We start from the raw sequence: 17570 nt of genomic DNA, 5'->3' as shown, positions 1-17570 counted from the left end.
AAATCCTATTTACTGCTGATTATCTTCCAGCATACTTTCTAATTCATCCCAGCGCGAATACTTAAGGGCTAGGGCGTTTTCTTTATCTGCTAAGCGCGATAATGTTTCTGCAGTGGTGTCATTGTCCTGTCTAAAAAATTCAGGGTCATTCACTTGCAATTGTAACGCTTCAACGTCACTTTCCAACTGTTCTATGTCAGCGGGCAGTGTTTCTAGTTCACGTTGGTCTTTGTATGATAACTTTTTCGTCTTACGGGGAGAAGACTTATGGCTAGGACTATCACTTGTTGATTTAGTTTCATTCTTTACTTTAGCTTTTTCTTCTTTCGTCACAGCCTGACGTTGAGCGTCTCTTTCTTTGTACCAATTCTCAACATCCGTAAAGCCACCAATGAACTCTCTTAACTCCCCTTCTCCTTCAAATACCACACAGCTGTTAGCCACGTTGTCCACGAATTCTCTATCGTGGCTTACCAATAACACAGTACCTTGATACTCATTCAATAAGGTTTCCAGCATTTCCAACGTTTCTACATCAAGGTCGTTGGTGGGTTCATCGAGAACAAGAACATTGCTAGGTTTAAGCATGAGTTTGGCAAGCATAAGGCGGTTTTTTTCACCACCAGACAGTGATTTAACCGGTGCGTTTACGCGTTCAGGCGTGAACAGATAGTCTTGGAGATAGCTGATGACGTGACGTGGATGACCATTCACCATAAGATCACGCTTGCCATCACCTACCGCATCAATGACGGTTTTTTCTAAATCCAGCCCGTGTCTATGCTGGTCAAAGTAAGCCACTTCAAGGTTAGTGCCTTGTTTCGCTATTCCGTTATTAGGCTGTAACTCACCAAGAAGAAGTTTAATCAGGGTACTTTTACCGCAACCATTAGGGCCGATAAGCGCGAGTTTGTCGCCTCTCATTACGTTGAGCGAAAGCCGTTTGACAATGGTTTTTCCGCCAATACTGTACGCAAGATCTTTGACTTCAAATACCATTTTACCTGAGCGTGCGCCCTGATGTTGGCCCACCACGGCATTCCCTTGTACAACGCGTCGGGCATGACGTTCCTCGCGTAACTTTTTAAGTGCACGAACACGCCCTTCATTGCGGGTGCGTCGGGCTTTTATACCTTGACGAATCCACACCTCTTCTTGGGCTAGCTTTTTATCGAACTCCGCATTTTGTGCCGCTTCGACTTCCAGGTCGTGTTGCTTCTTCTCTAAATAAGTTTCGTAGTTGCCGGGATAACTGGTGATTGTCCCTCTGTCTAAATCTACGATACGGGTAGCCATACTGCGAATAAACGCGCGGTCATGGCTAACAAAAACAATGGCGCCATTGTAGTTAGACAAACTCGATTCAAGCCAGCGAATCATTTCTATATCAAGGTGGTTAGTTGGTTCGTCCAGTAACAACAAATCGGGTTGGCGAACTAACGCGCGGGCTAAAGCCGCTTTTCTGCGCCATCCGCCAGACAAGGTGGATAATGATATCTCTGGCTCGAGTTTTAGCATGGTCAGGGTTTGTTCAATTTGCTGTTCAAACTGCCACGCATCGCGCGCTTCTAATATCTCTTGTAGCGCCTGAAGTTTATTCAGGTTCACTTCACTCGGATCTTCGGCGACTAACCGAGTTTGATGGAAATAAGCTTTTAATGTTTCCCCAATATCTGCGAGCCCTTCAGCCACATAGTCAAACAAGGTTACATCGGTTGTTTGAGGCGGATCTTGTTCAAGCCGCGCAATAATAGTGTTATTTTCGATGATACGCTGGCCGTCGTCAGCAATAATATCACCCGCTATCACTTTCATTAGGGTGGATTTGCCGCTGCCGTTTCGGCCCACTAAACATACCCGTTCTTTTGGTTGAACCAGCAGTTCTACACCATCAAGCAAAGGGGGATTACCGTAAATAACAGTGATGTTTTTTAACTGCAAAATACTCACTGTAAAAATGTCTCCAAGGTACTACTGTCAAATGGCCAACCTATCTCACGGTTATTGTCTGCACGTTTCAGCACGGGAATGCGTGCGCCGTACAAATGATATAAGTTGGCATCGTTGCGAATATTGACTTTTTCAATGTCTAACGCGGAATACATAGCGGTTTTGCTTAACTCTAATTCCGCTAAATCACACAAACTGCACTGCGGGCCGGTGTAAAACACTATTTTCATAACGTTAAAACCCAACATTGGTGGATGTTTCCTTTGCGGGCAAAGTCCTCTGGAATGGTTTCCTTGGTAATATTTTCTATTTCGAAACCTAGAGTTTCAAGGGCTGCGCTATCCAGTTTAAAACCACGTTTATTATTAGAAAAGATAATCGTGCCTTTTTCATTTAGGCATTTGTGCGCATGGGTAAGCATCATAATGTGATCTCGTTGTACATCCCATGTGCTTTGCATTCGCTTTGAATTAGAAAACGACGGTGGATCAATAAAGATTAAGTCGTACTTTCCTTTATGGTCGCTTAACCAGGTGGTGCAATCCGCTTGAATAAACGCGTGAGGGCCTTGCAGTTTGTTTAATGCGACATTCTTTTTTGCCCAGTCTAAATAGGTTTTAGACATATCTACAGTGGTCACCGATTTCGCCCCGCCCTTAGCGGCAAATACCGACACACTGCCTGTGTAGGAAAAGAGGTTCAAAACATCTTTTCCCTTCGCGAGCTGCATCACTTTTTGGCGGGTATTTCTATGATCTAAGAATAAACCCGTATCGAGATAATCGGTTAGGTTGACAAGAAACTGAGCGCCGTTTTCGTGCACCGTCATCATTTCGCCAGTTTGATTGAATTTCTCGTACTGCTTTGTACCTTTTTGTTGGCTGCGTACTTTTAATGCAATCTGTTTTGGCGAAACACCAGTAACGGTTGGCAAATACAACAACACTTCTTGCAAACGTTTACGGGCTTTGTCTTCTGACACGGTTTTAGGTGGCGCATACTCTTGCACCACAAGCCAATCATCGTATCGATCAATGGCCACGTTATAGTCAGGTAAATCTGCATCGTAAATTCGGTAACAATTGGTATCGGTCTTTTTAATCCAGCTTTTCAATCGTTTCAGGTTTTTCTTGAGTCTATTGGCAAACTCATGATCACCCGCATCCTCATTAAACTGCACCACGTTTTCTTCGTTCAATGCATAATTAACAAGTCGACACTCAAGCTTTCCATTATTCATGGCATAGTCTTTCGAGGCGCGAAGTTTAAGGACGCGTAATAGATCGCGGTTACTACTCAGCAAGGTAACATGCCAGCCTTTCCATGCTTCTTTGAAGCGTTTGCCCCAGTCATTAAAAAGTGGAATAAGTGAGGTTAATTCACCTAATCGTTCACCGTACGGCGGGTTTGACACTACAAACCCCGGAACGGCCGTGGGCGGAGAAGATTTTGTTGCATCTTGTACACTAAAGGAAATATCGCTAAACACGCCGGCAAAGTCAGCGTTAGCTTTTGCAATACTTACCATTTTACGGCTGGAGTCCGCTGCGTAAATGCCGGTTGCGGCGGGCTTTTGTGAAGCAAGGGCACTTTCAACTAAGGCATCCCAAATGGCGGCTTCGTGTCCTAGCCATTTGTTAAAACCCCAAAATTGTCGTTTCATACCTGGTGCAATATTGCGGGCAATATAGGCGGCTTCGATGGCTATAGTGCCTGATCCGCACATGATATCCGTAAGTGGGGCTTCGGTATTTTCCGTCCAGCCACTACGCATAAGCATCGCGCAGGCAATATGTTCTTTTAGGGGCGCATCACCGGTTTGTTGGCGGTAGGCGCGTTGGTGGAGACTGGCTCCTGCCATGTCTAGACCAATAATAACGTTATCCCTTTGCAGCCGCGCATAAACAGGGAAATCTGGTAATTTACGTTCGACAGAAGGTCGCGCCAACCCTTGCTCTACAAATTGATCCACAATGGCGTCTTTTATTTTAACTGCGCCAAACTGGGTATTTTTTATGGCAAAGTTGGTACCAATAAATTGTACAGATAAGGTATGGGATGATGCCATGTGTAACTGCCAGTCCACCGACATGGCCGTGTCATAAAGGGCATCGGCATCATTGGCTTTACCGGTAGCGAGTACCCAAATGACTCGGTTGGCTAGCCGAGACCACAGACAAAGCCGATAAGCGTCTTCTTTGCTGCCTTCAAACTGCATCATGCCTGGCGCTTGTTTAATTTGCGCATCAGGACACAAGGTCAGAATTTCTTGTTTAAGAAGTTCATCTAATCCGCGACTGGTTGTTACCAGAATAGTATTCATTCAATTACCTGATAGAGCGCACACCATGGTGTGCGCGATTTTGTCAATTTTGGTGTTTTTTTACCGACAGTGTTTTGCCGCTATTATAACGCTTTTACAATTCGGTTAACGAGGCTTGGGCCTTGATAAATAAACGATGAGTACACTTGTACTAATGATGCCCCAGCATCCAGTCGGGCTTTTGCCGTTTCTGGTGAATCTATGCCACCTACTCCGATGATAGGGATAGCTCTGTCTAATGCGGCAGAAAGTTTCTTGGTAACATTTAAACTCATGTCAGTCAGTACGGACCCACTTAGGCCACCGGTTTCGTCGCCATGCAGTAACCCTTTCACTTGCTCACGAGACAAGGTCGTGTTGGTGGCTATCACGCCGTCCATTTTACTGTTTATCAATGAGGCTGCAATGCTAGTAATTTCAGCGTCGCTAAGATCTGGCGCTATTTTAATAAATAAGGGAACGTATTTACCGTGGGTTTGCGTTAAGGTTTCTTGTGCGGCTTTCAGCCCTGCAAGTAATGCATCTAGCGCTGCACCATATTGCAAATTTCTTAACCCAGGTGTATTGGGAGATGAAATATTGATAGTGACGTAGCTCGCATAAGGATACACCTTGTTCAAGCAAATGAGATAATCGTCTAACGCTTTCTCGTCTTCAGTATCTTTATTCTTCCCTATATTGATGCCAATTGGGCCTTTAAATTGCGCCGTTTTTACCTGTTCTACGAGGTGATCTACCCCTTTATTATTGAACCCCATGCGGTTAATTATGGCTTGTTTTTCAGGGATGCGGAATAACCGAGGCTTCGGGTTTCCTGCCTGAGGGCGAGGCGTCACTGTGCCAATTTCTACAAATCCAAACCCCATTTGGGCAAACGCATCGATACAATCCCCGTTTTTATCTAGCCCAGCCGCCAAGCCTACTGGGTTATCAAATGTGATCCCTGCTACCGTCACCGGTTTCTTGACAGTTGTGGTGCTATACATCCATTTTAATGGCGTATGTTGCGTTTTGTTTAGCCAGTTTATGGTGAAATCGTGACTTTTTTCAGGTTCGCATTGAAGCAGTAGTTTTTGCACTAATGATTGCATGGGTGTTTTCGATCACTTAATTGGTATAAAAAAGCCCTGATAAACAGGGCTTGGACATCTCTGAATGCGTGTATTCTAATGGTTAGACTTCACGCTTAAAAGCATCAATTCACGTAATGCGACAGAAAACTTCGCAAATTCGTGAGTTGTACTGGTTTTAAACTCAGACATCATGTGATACCAACGCTTTAACAACACCTGATTACTCTCAATCCATTCATCGAGAATTTGATCGGCATCGTCAATATCTGGGTTAGAGTGCAACAAATTTGCTGTAATTGAGCGCTGTTGCCAGTCAAGCTCTTCACGGTAAGATGCCCTGGCCAGGGCTTGCCAATGGTTACTGACCGCTTGGTTGTTGATTTGATCTAAGAACCAGTGAAGTTCTAAACGAGAGCCTAACTGGAAGTATAAGCGCGCGATAACGTCTGTGCTGTGTTTGTTCGAGCTAACCACTTGAGCTAAATCGAAACTTGAGAACATATTAGAGAAACTTGCCACCTTGTAAGCGATGTCTTGTGGTACACCTTGGCTCGCGTAGCGACTGGTTTTATCTTCTAATTGTGTGTACTCCCCTTCGACTAAATAATCTTGTAGGTTCTTAGACAAGATTTCGAAGGTATCTTTGTAGCTTGCAATGGCATCTTCAATACTCAGTGACTTATTGCCGTGTCTAATGTACCAACGCGCGGCGCGGCGCATAATACGCCTAGCTTCGTCTAGCATATGTAACTGCAATTTGGCATCAATCACATTGTCTAGGTTTTCAATCTGTGACCACAAATCGTCCATATTGAAAATACCGTGCACTATCGCGTAAGCGTCAGCAATTTCCTGCACACTAGCGCCCGTCTCTTCTTGTAATCTGAAGACAAAGTTAAGCCCCATGTCGTTAACCATATTATTGGTTAATTTTGTGGCAATAATTTCGCTTCGCAGCGGATGTTGCTGCATGTGAGATTGAAACTTCTGTCTGAGGACTTCTGGGAAAGCGCTAATGAGTAAGCGTCCATGATATGGGTTATCCGTAATGTCAGGAATATTCAGCTCATCTTTTAACACCATCTTGCCGTAAGCAATAAGTACGCTAAGTTCAGGGCGTGTAAGGCCGCGGTCTGACGCCACCCTATCTGAAATTTCATCATCACTTGGGATAAACTCCAGTTCTCGGTTAAGCTGACCTTCACGCTCTAAGCCATGGATAAACCGCAATTGTTCTTTCAGCTGTTTGACGCCTGCCAATTCCGTGATAGAGATGGATTGCGTTTGACGATAACAGTCTTTCAGTACGATACGAGAAACATCGTCAGTCATGTCATACAGTAACTTGTTGCGTTGCTTGAGGGTCAATTCACCATCGTTCACCAAACCATTTAGCAGAATTTTGATGTTAACTTCGTTATCTGAACAATCAACACCGCCCACATTGTCAATAAAGTCTGTGTTAACACGGCCGCCATGTGCAGCATATTCAATTCGACCAAGTTGAGTGAGACCTAAATTTCCACCCTCACCGACAATTTTCGCTTGAACATCTTGTCCATTAACCCGTAAATCGTCGTTGGCACGGTCGCCCACATCAGAATGGGATTCTTTTTTACTCTTAATGTAGGTACCGATGCCGCCATTCCAAAGCAAATCAACGGGCATTTTAAGAATGTTATGAATTAGCTCATTCGGCGTCATTGTCATTTGACGTGTGCCTAACCACTTTTTCATTTCAGGGGTTAGTTTAATGGATTTTGCAGCACGGCTGAATACACCACCGCCTTTAGATATAAGCTTGGTGTCGTAGTCTTCCCAGGTTAACCGTGGGTTTTCAAACAAACGCATACGTTCTTCGTAGCTAGCGGCCGCATCGGGATTCGGGTCAAAAAAGATGTGTAAATGGTTAAACGCTGAAATAAGCCGCGTATGCTTCGACAACAGCATACCGTTACCAAACACGTCGCCGGCCATATCGCCGACACCCACACAGGTAAAGTCTGTAGTCTGACAATCAATACCAATTTCTCTGAAGTGGCGTTTAACCGACTCCCAACCACCACGTGCGGTAATGCCCATTTTCTTATGGTCGTAACCAATACTGCCACCTGAGGCAAAGGCATCCCCTAACCAGAAACCGAAATCTTCAGCGATGCCATTGGCAATATCAGAGAATGTGGCCGTGCCTTTGTCGGCAGCTACCACTAAATAAGGGTCGTCTTCATCAAGGCGCACGACATCAACGGGGGGGACAATTTGGCCGTTAACAATATTATCTGTAATGTCTAAAAGGCTGGTAATGAAAATCTTATAGCAGGCTTGGCCTTCCGCTTGAATGGCTTCACGCCCTTCACCCACAGGAAGCTTTTTACATACAAAGCCCCCTTTTGCACCTACGGGGACAATGACCGTGTTCTTAACTTGCTGTGCTTTTACCAAGCCAAGAATTTCTGTTCTAAAATCTTCTTGGCGGTCAGACCAGCGTAAACCGCCGCGGGCGACTTTCCCACCTCTTAAGTGCACACCTTCTACACGTGGGCTATAGACAAACACCTCAAATTTAGGCAGCGGCAATGGCATATCAGGGATACGTTCTGGCGCCATCTTAAATGAAACATAGGATTTTTCGTTGCCTTGCGCATCATTTTGATAAAAGTTGGTTCTTAGCGTGGCCGACATCATATCTAAGTAGCGACGGATAATTCTGTCGTCGTCTAAGTTGCCCACGTTGTCTAATTGCGCCTTGATGTTATCAAGTAAGCTTTCTTCTTTTTTAGCATTGCGTTTTTTCGCGGGGTTAAAACGCACATCGAAGAAGCTAACTAACAAACGGGCAATGTCAGGGTAATTCGCTAATGTATTTGCAATGTAGTCGCGGCTAAACGAACTGCCGGTTTGGCGCATGTATTTTGCGTAAGCACGCAATATCGTGACTTTACGGCCTGTAAGGTTTGCACCTAGTATTAAGCGGTTGAACGCATCATCTTCGAGGGTGTTGTACCACACCTTCGCAAAGGCATCTTGAAAGAGTATTTGGGCATTTTCCATGTCAAAGTGTTGGCCACTTTTGTGCAACATGGTGAAATCCATTACCCAATTCTTTTCCCCTTTCGAGCATGTGATTTTATAAGGGCTTTCATCAATAACCCGCAATCCGAAGTTTTCCAACATAGGAAGTACGTCAGATAAATGAATGGGCTCTGCACGATGAAACAGTTTTAGTTTAACTATTTGGCTGTCGTTTTGCTCTTCTTGAGGACGATAAAACAGCATATCTAAAGTACGTTCGTCACTCAGTTGCTCAAGTTTACCAATATCTACAAGTGCAGCTCCGGGTAGGTTGTGCTCCATGTAACTACGGGAAAACGCATTGTTATACTTGCGCTCTAAAGCCTTACCAGACGCTTCACCGTAATTTGCAGAAATCGATGACGCTAACCTGTCATTCCAGGTTTTGGTTAATTCAATGATGTTTTTTTCGATTTCCTTCACGTCATATTCCGCATTGTTATCTTTCACTCTGGCGATGTAATGGGTGCGTGCGTACACGGACTCTGAGAAGAAGGTGGTAAATTCAACTTCTTCTTTTGCACCCAGCGAGGCTTTCAATAATGCTTGTGTTTCTTTACGCAACTGCGTGTTGTAGCGTTCTCTAGGTACAAATACCATGCACGAAAAGAAACGACCGAAGACATCTTTGCGAATAAATAGCCGAGATATACCCCGTTCTTGCATCTGAAAGATACCCATAACAATTTGAGCCAGTTCGTCCGCCGGTGTTTGCAGCAGTTCGTCTCTCGGGTAAGTTTCAACAATGTTTTCAAACGCTTTAAACGCATGTGTGCCTGGCTCAAAGCCTGATAGTGCACAAATTTCTTGCACCTTTTCTTTCAAAATAGGCAGTTGCGTTACACTCATGTTGTAGAAAGACGCAGAGTACAAGCCTAAGAAGCGGTGCTCGCCTACGACATTGCCGTCTTTGTTAAATACTTTCACGCCTACGTAGTCCATGTAGGCTGGACGGTGAACACGTGAACGTGAGTTGGTTTTCGTCAGAATAAGCGGGTGGTCGCTTAATGCTTCTTCTCTGGCAGAGGCAGGTAACTTGGAAAGCAAGCGTTCACGGTCGTTAATTGAGTTTTTCAATAGCCCTAGACTGGTGTCGTTAGCGGGGATCCATCTGTGGTCTCCCTCAATGGCTTTCACCTCATAATAGCGATAGCCCATCATGGTAAAGTTGTGATCGCTCAACCACTCTAAAAAGGTTTTGGTCTGTTTTTTGTGGGCAGCAGATACCGGCCAGTTAAATTTAGCCGTGTCTTTAATCACCGTCTGCAGCTTACCTGTCATATCTTGCCAGTCAGCCACGGCCAGCGACACTTCATCTACCACGGAATGCAGCTCTTTGGTTAAGGTCTCGATATCAGACTTACTTGTTTGCCTGTCAACCTCAATAAAAATTACCGTTTCTTTGCGTGTACCTTCAAGGGTTTTACCCGGCTCGGCAAAAGCAGTGACTTGCGCTTTGTCATTTCGCTTAATCGCAATAGGGCTGTGTAAAAATAGATGGGCCGTGATATTAAGCCGGTTAAGAGACATTCTTACCGAATCCACAAGAAACGGCATATCATTGACAATAATTTCAACAATGGTGTGGCTTGAATGCCAACCATGTTTTTCAATTTCAGGATTAAACACACGAATGTAGGGGGCCGTGCTTTTAAATTTTGCCAACCCACTCCATAGGCTGAGTGTGGCACCGTACAAATCGCTGTCGTTGCGGTTTTCTAAATCATCATTAGAAATGTTTTTATACAACAGGCGGCCGAATTGCTGCACAAGAGACTTCTGCTGCGCATCCACTTTTTTATCGATAAGTGAATAAACGTTATCAAGCAGTACTGAGTGTCGCTGTGAGTTGACTGTCATTAGTAAACCTTATAAATGTCGTAAGTGCTGAGTTACAAAGCTATTTTCGCTAAAACGAACAGTGAATTAAAGCCCTTTTTAACGTCATATTAACAGCATAGATAACTATGCAGAAAACACCTACAAAAAAGGGCCTAACGGCCCTTTTTTTTGCATGCTTACGCAAAAATAATTATGCGTCAGGGTCGTTTTTATTCCACCAGAGGAAACGCGCTAAGGCTGGAAGCACAATAATGGCCCCTAACATGTTCACAACAAACATAAAGGTGAGCAAAATTCCCATGTCCATTTGGAATTTAAGCGATGAGAATACCCACGTGCTCACGCCTATTGCGAGTGTAATCCCCGTAAAGAGGACCGCACTTCCCCGTTCTTTTAATGCCGCTAAGTAAGCTTCCTGAACGGTGGCACCTTTTTTCAGCATTAAACTCTTCGTAGAAAGGATATAAATACCATAGTCCACTCCTATACCCACTCCAAGTGCGATAACAGGTAGCGTAGAGACGGTGAGACCAATTTGAAGATATGTCATTAAGGCTTGCGCTAAAACCGACACCACATAGAGTGGGATCACCACTACAAGAGTTGCTCGTATAGAACGGAAGCTTATTAAACAAAGCGCAATAACCGCACCAAATACGTAAAGCATCATGGGATCTTGGGCTGCCTTAACCGCTTCATTCGTCGCCGCCATTACGCCAACAGGGCCCGAAGCTAAGCTAAATGACATGTCATCGGTTTGGTACTCATCGCGATAATCCTTCACCGCTTCAACCACGCGAGAAATGGTTTCGGCTTTGTGATCTTCCATAAAGAGGATGATGGGCATGACAGAGCAATCGCCATTCAGTAAACCCGATGAGGTTGGTACCCGCGAAATAGCCTGTACCAGTGTTTGCTGATTACGTGGTAATACTTGCCATTTCACATTGCCTTCGTTGTACCCTGCGTTGACAATTTTCGCCACAGACGCGAGTGAAACCGTAGACTGCACACCTTCAACATTCTCCATTTTCCATTGGAAATCATCCATGGCTCGCATCACGCTGTGTGACGTACAAGCTTCAGGCGTGGTTTCTACCAAGATAGAAATGTAATCAACAGTAACTTCATATTTGTCCGTAATAAGGAACGTGTCTTGGTTATAGCGCGATGTTTCATGAAGCGCAGGCGCTCCGGCATGTAAATCACCTATTTTCATGTTTTGTGCCTGGAAATGCCCAAATACAAACAAGATGCCGGTGATGATTAAAATAATTGCCGCTGGTTTTTTACGAGAGCACGCCGCAATCACTGCCCAAAAACGAGCATTGGCATTTTCTTTACCGGCAAACTTGTCTACATACTTTTTATCAAGCTTTAAGAAACTCATCAGCACTGGTAACAGCACCAAATTCGTCAAGATAATCACTGCCACACCCATACTGGCGGTAATGGCGAGTTCTCGAATAATGCCGATATCAATAACCAATAATGTCATGAAGCCTACGGTATCAGAAAGCAAAGCTATGCCCCCTGGTATAAGCAGGTTTCTAAAGGCTGCCATTGAGGCTCGCTTCGCGCCAATGCCGGTAACGGCCTGTTTCTCAACAGCGTTAATCATTTGAACGCCATGACTGACGCCAATGGCAAAGACTAAGAAAGGCACTAATATCGACATGGGGTCCATGCCAAAGCCTAACGAGGTTAACAACCCTAATTGCCAAATGACGGCAATTACCGAACAAAGTAATGGCAGTAAAGTCAGCATTAAACTGCGCGAGAAGAAGTACACCATGACAGCGGTAATCGCGATAGCGATGGCGAAAAACAGTAATACATCTTTCGCACCATCAGCCACATCACCAATCATTTTCGCAAAGCCGATGATATGAATGGAAATGCGATCATTTTCGTATTGGGTACGGAGTTGCTCTTCCAATTCAGCGGCTAACGCAAGGGTATCTAAAGGTTCGCCTGTTTGCGGGTCGATGTCTAATAGTTGTGCCGTGACCATGGCGCAACTGTAATCGCTGGCCACTTGACGTCCAACAATGTTGGCTTTTTCAATGTTGGCGGCCACCAATGCAAGGGCATCGTCACTTTGCGAATTAAAGTCTGCTGGAATGACGGGGCCGCCAGCAAAGCCCCCTTCTACAATTTCGGTAAATCGCGTAGAAGGAGAAAAAAGTGATACCACCAAGGAACGATTCACACCGTTTATAAAAAACAGCTGATCGTGCACATTTTTTAACGTGTCGAAAAAGTTCGTGTTAAAGATATCACCGTCTTTATCACACACCGAAACCAAAATATTGTTTGCACCGCCAAAGTCTTTGCGGTGTTCAATATAGGTTTTCATGTATTCATGATTCAGTGGGATGTTTTTTTCGAAACCTGCGTCTAAACGCATTTGTGAGGCTTGATAGCCGAGAAAAAGGGTTGCAAGTGCGAAGATAGCAACCAATAGTTTGCGATTTGCAAAAACAAGATGTTCTATAAATTGGGTCATTGTCTAGTGCTACCCTACTCTAACGTTAGCGTTTTAATACCATTGGCTGTTACAGCAATGGTCTGGCCCTTAAACGACACAGCATTAAGCAATGCTGCCTTATCTGCAACTTGTTGAGTTGCAACGCCCTTAGCGGGTTCACAATTGGAAGGGCTTGCGTATGGGTCGTGATAACTGGTTTCAAATGGACGCTCTGCAGACACTAAAATACCATTGTTACCAAGGGCGAAAACCTGATTGTCATTACCAACGTAAATAGAATTCAAAGTGCTAGTAGAGCAGGTATTGATGTAGTCCCAATTCTGATTATCTCTTGAAACAAACACATTTCCTCTTAGCCCAACGGCAAGCACTGTGGTCTCATCTAACGGTTTGATATCAAAAAATGAGCCGGTGTAATCTACGGTATAGCGTTGCCAGGTCTTACCTTCGTCTGTACTGCTAGCCAATAATCCAGCTTCGCCAGCCAAGTACAATGTTGACGCTGAGCCTGTGACTCTATTTAAGTGAGGCAGTATTGATTCTAATTCTTGCTGGTAAAATGCTTCGCTTTCTTCCCGAACACTTTCTAAGTATTCAAGGTCATAAGGGTCTAATAAACTGGCATGCCTCTCTGCTGCCCAGTTTTTACCACCGTCTGTTGTGCGATAGAAAAGGCCGTAAGCGCCTATAGCAATGCCATGTTCGGCGGTGAAGAATAATACATCAAGGAATGGGCGTTGTAATTCTGGCTGAAAGTTTTGAACTTGCCAGGTTTCACCTTTATCCGGTGAATGTAAAATAACGGCATCATGCCCTACTGCCCAAATGTTTTCGCCCACAATGGTGGTTGCGGTAAGCGTTGATTGACTAGGCACTTCAACTTGTTTGAACGATTTACCATCCTCAGAAATAAGGATGTGACCTCTTTCACCGACAATAACCACAAAATTACCTGCGTCCACATCAAGCAGTACGGACTGTTCAACCAAAGGTGCGATAAACGCTTCTTCCGCGTGCAGCTTAGATGAATAGCTTACTGCGATTGCTGCTGTCATGCAGGCTGCAATGGTTCTTTTTATCATTAACCATTCCCCTAAATTTTAATTGTCCAAAAACAAAAACGGTTGGCAGTGCCAACCGTTTGTTGTGAAAGGTGATTAGCGCATACCTTCTCGTCGTAACGCCTGAGGCGTAAATTCAACGTCTCTTGGGCGTACACTAAAGTCGTACATAGACTCTTCGTTATCTAACCCAATAGCCAAGTAACGACGAGAATTTAAATCGTGATACGCATCAAGGGTAGACCACTGTGTTGGTACTTCATAGTAGTTAACACCATAAGCTACAGCAACACGATAAAGTTCGCCACGGTTATCATACATATCAGCCACTTGTACTTGCCAGCTATCTTCATCAATGAAGAATACGCGTTTTTGATAAATATGACGGAAGCCTTCTTTTAGCGTTGCTTCAACCACCCAAACGCGGTGCTTTTCCCAACGGGTTAAATCAGGATTAACGTGGTTTGGCGTTAAGATGTCTTCATAACTTGCGTTCTCAGAGTGTAGCTTGTAGTTGTTATAGGCAACATACATCTCTTTTTTACCAACTAACTTCCAGTTATAACGGTTAGGTGAACCATTAAACATATCAAAGTCATCGGTAGTACGAAGGCCATCTGCTGCGGTTCCCGGCGTGTCATAAGCAATGTTTGGTGCTAGACGAACACGGCGCTGACCAGTGTTGTAAGTCCATGCTTTGCGAGGCTCTTTAACTTGGTCAACCGTTTCATGTACCAATAGTGCCGTACCGGCCAAACGTGCAGGCTTAGTCACTTTCTGTTTAAACATGAACAATACGTTTTCGTCAGTCAGTTTCTCAGGTGTTGCCCCTTCTTCAGCGTATTTAATCATAAGCTGTTCATCGAAACCGATAACGTTGTAATCACCCGAGGTGGTTACTGCTGCTTGACCGCCGTTTCGTTGTACGGCTTCACCGCGATAGCGAAGAATATGATTCCAAATCGCTTCTAACCCATTTTTTGGAATAGGGAATGGAATACCGAGTACCGCGCCTTTAATACCGTTACCACCATCTAGCAATTCTGCGCGGGTAGCATTTACCTTAGTGGCCTCATAAATTTCTTGCGGGTTAGAGGCTGAACGACGGGTTGGGTAAACCGGCATACGGAACGTTTCTGGGTAGGCTTCAAATAACTTAATTTGGCCTTCAGAAAGGTACTCAGCATACTCTTTGTAATTTTGTGCGGTTATTTCAAAAAGCACTTTATCTTCTGGATAAGGGTCAGGGTGATGGTCGCCCACTGAATACCCATCAGGTGCTTTGGTAATACCGCCAGTCCAAGCGGGAATGCTGCCATCAGCATTGCCCGACTTTTCTGCACCCAATGGCGTTAATTCGTTGCCAAGCTTGTTTGCTTCAGCCTCAGTGATTTTCGCTAACGCATGCGTTCCGGTGAGTGCTAGCGACATTGCCGCTGCGATAATTCCTAGTTTCTTAATCATAAATACCACTCTTTAAATTGCGTACTTGATGTTAAACGAAATGAAGTCTCTATCTGAAAGCGCATTCGTTGTACCTATGCCGCCCCAGAAAGCACTGTAAGAAGCGGTTGCTGACCATTTGCTTAAGTAGTCAAATGTCAAAGATACTGCCGCTGACTTAACATCTTCGGTGAAAAGGTATAGTGGATCCGGTGTGGTTCCATCTACATCATGAGAAAACGTTGCTCTTGCACGCAGGTTAATGCCTGCCATTACGTCGTTCCAATCGGCCACCGCAAGTAAACGGTATCCCCACGCATCTTCAGTGGCAAATGGATTGGTTTCTGGGCCATTTGACAAGCCAACGAGTAGCCCGTCACGGGTATTACCATCGGCGGTAGGCTCAAGCGAGGGGGTACGTGACGTGCCTGGCGCGTTCAAACGAATAACGTCCGGGTCTGGCATATCAACAATATTGACGTAACCCACTTCACCTAAAAGTACGAAGTTGTCAGTGCCAAATTTAGGGCCAAACACATGAGATGCTGTAAATTGCATTTGCCAAGTATCTGAAAATAGATAACCTTCGGCTGTTTCGCCAGGTCCTACCGTACGGCCAATATTATTAAGCTGTGAAATGCCGGCTAAGTCGTCACGACGTAAAGCGTCAATATCTGAGTTAGCTAACTGTTCAGGCATACCCATATAAAGGAGTTCAACATCATCAATTTGTAGAGGCTCATCCACACGATAAGCAAATTCACCTGCAAAGGCGGTTGTGCCGATATTGGTATTAAAGCTCATGCCATACAGGCCAATATCTTCAGGATAGTAAAACTCTGACTGAGTAAACACGCCTAAGTCGGTGATATTGTCTTTTGTGATGGTATTTTCTTTTAAGTACGCTAAGTCAGTGAAAATACCTGCGGCAGAGAAATCAGATGTTTTACCTGAAATCAAAGGGCGTTGGCTATGGTAGTTAATGTGGTAAAAACTAAACTCAGTTTCGTTTAAGTTTTCAGCAAACCACGTTAAACGTAACCCATATTGGCCTTGGTCGTCAGCGTCGTTATGGGCTTCATCAGAATAGCCTCGAATGGCCACTTTTGTGCCGTAAACTGCGTAAGCGCCTAACAAATCGGTTTCGCTAGTACCCGCATTAAGCAGTGCACCGTACTGATTGAGCACTTCTAGTAAGTGATCTAGGTCAATATCAGGGTTACCACTAAAGCCTAACTGAATATTTTGGCTTTGACCGCCCTCGCCTGCAAAGTCATTGCCGGCGAAGTAACTTCCTGAAACAGGTAGCCAACTGCGTTGCCATTCATACTGGTAATAACCTGAAATGCTCACGTTGTTTGTTATACCTAGTGAGGCGTAAACCATGCCTACCGGTAAAAAGACTTCTTTAAGTTCCGCACCAGGCGCTCGAGCACGGGTAACATCAACAGGGTTGGTGGTATTAATACCGTGCTGAATGAAGGTACTTTCACCCCAGCTGATAACTTGGCGGCCTACACGTAATGTGAAGGGCTTATCGCCAATCCACCAATCACCATAAAAGAAGGCATCATAAAGGCGAACATCAGTACAGAGTAAATCTTCGGCTGCAGGGGCTTCACATAAATCGTGCTGCACACCAGTAATGGGATTTGAGTAAGGACGATCGCCATCCATTTGCTCAAAATCATAGAACCAGAAACCACGGGCAAAGAAGCCGTAGTCGCCAAAATTAATATCAAGTTCATGGCTACCGGAAATTTGCGTCGCGAACGCATCACCGGGATCGTGGGATAAATTACCTAAATCGCCATTCGTAGAGTATCCGCCATCGGCAAGTGCCCATACGTCACTGCTAGCATAAAGCGGATTAAAAGCTGCATGATAACCAGACCAATCAAACTGCGCGTGGTTACTATTACCTATTAAACTATAGTCACGACTTTCTGTGCGTATACTCGTCGCGAGTGTAAACGTTGAATCCAGTGAAATGGTGGCGTCACCGACCTGCCAGTTTGCAGCGTGTGCGGGAAGACTTACTGCACCTAATAGCGTGAGTACGCCAGCAGCAACGGGTGACATTTTGAAAGCGCTAGGCCTGTTTATCATATTTTTATACTCCCAAGTCTACGCGTGAGATTGCGTGACAACGTGATCAATCATATCGATTAACAAAATGATTACATCATTTTGTCAGAACCGCAAGAACTAATCCTACCAGTTAACAAAATTTACAACATTAGTGGTATCAAATAGTTAATGCTGCAGTAAGAGTATAAAAGCTGTTTATTTTCATGTTTAAAAAATAAACAGCT

General features: G+C 44.5%; 9 protein-coding genes. All 9 read right to left on the bottom strand.

Annotated features, from left to right (window positions below):
* Positions 1-9: 9 nt before the first annotated feature.
* On the bottom strand, positions 10-1950 hold the full coding sequence (uup, locus tag IUA53_RS09515; RefSeq protein ID WP_196899343.1) for an ATP-binding cassette ATPase Uup: 1941 nt from the start codon (positions 1948-1950) through the stop codon (positions 10-12).
* Complete coding sequence (locus IUA53_RS09510) at positions 1947-2180, bottom strand: glutaredoxin family protein (RefSeq protein WP_044449533.1); 234 nt, start codon at positions 2178-2180, stop codon at positions 1947-1949. Before IUA53_RS09510 ends, uup begins: the two co-directional genes overlap by 4 nt.
* Complete coding sequence (gene rlmKL, locus IUA53_RS09505; protein ID WP_196899341.1) at positions 2177-4273, bottom strand: bifunctional 23S rRNA (guanine(2069)-N(7))-methyltransferase RlmK/23S rRNA (guanine(2445)-N(2))-methyltransferase RlmL; 2097 nt, start codon at positions 4271-4273, stop codon at positions 2177-2179. Before rlmKL ends, IUA53_RS09510 begins: the two co-directional genes overlap by 4 nt.
* An 83-nt stretch (positions 4274-4356) precedes the next feature.
* The gene (gene pyrD, locus IUA53_RS09500; protein WP_044447544.1) at positions 4357-5364 is read right to left on the bottom strand and encodes a quinone-dependent dihydroorotate dehydrogenase; all 1008 of its coding nucleotides are present in this window, start codon (positions 5362-5364) and stop codon (positions 4357-4359) included.
* A gap of 75 nt (positions 5365-5439) precedes the next feature.
* The gene (locus IUA53_RS09495; protein WP_196899339.1) at positions 5440-10278 is read right to left on the bottom strand and encodes an NAD-glutamate dehydrogenase; all 4839 of its coding nucleotides are present in this window, start codon (positions 10276-10278) and stop codon (positions 5440-5442) included.
* Between the two features lie 172 nt (positions 10279-10450).
* A complete protein-coding gene (locus IUA53_RS09490) occupies positions 10451-12769 on the bottom strand; it encodes an efflux RND transporter permease subunit (RefSeq protein ID WP_196899337.1) in 2319 nt (772 codons plus the stop codon).
* Positions 12770-12783: 14 nt separating this feature from the next.
* Positions 12784-13833, bottom strand: a complete 1050-nt coding sequence (locus tag IUA53_RS09485; protein WP_231401298.1) for a WD40/YVTN/BNR-like repeat-containing protein — start codon at positions 13831-13833, stop codon at positions 12784-12786.
* Between the two features lie 75 nt (positions 13834-13908).
* Positions 13909-15276 carry a DUF1329 domain-containing protein gene (locus IUA53_RS09480; protein ID WP_044057133.1) on the bottom strand — a complete coding sequence of 456 codons (1368 nt, stop codon included), beginning with the start codon at positions 15274-15276 and terminating at the stop codon, positions 13909-13911.
* Between the two features lie 12 nt (positions 15277-15288).
* Complete coding sequence (locus tag IUA53_RS09475; protein ID WP_044447543.1) at positions 15289-17364, bottom strand: DUF1302 domain-containing protein; 2076 nt, start codon at positions 17362-17364, stop codon at positions 15289-15291.
* Positions 17365-17570: the final 206 nt, after the last annotated feature.

It is taken from the genome of Alteromonas sp. B31-7 (genome assembly GCF_015767655.1).
Classification (GTDB): Bacteria; Pseudomonadota; Gammaproteobacteria; order Enterobacterales; family Alteromonadaceae; genus Alteromonas; species Alteromonas australica.
The sequence above is the reverse complement of the archived record's forward strand: the minus strand, read 5'-3'. Positions and strand labels throughout refer to the sequence as shown.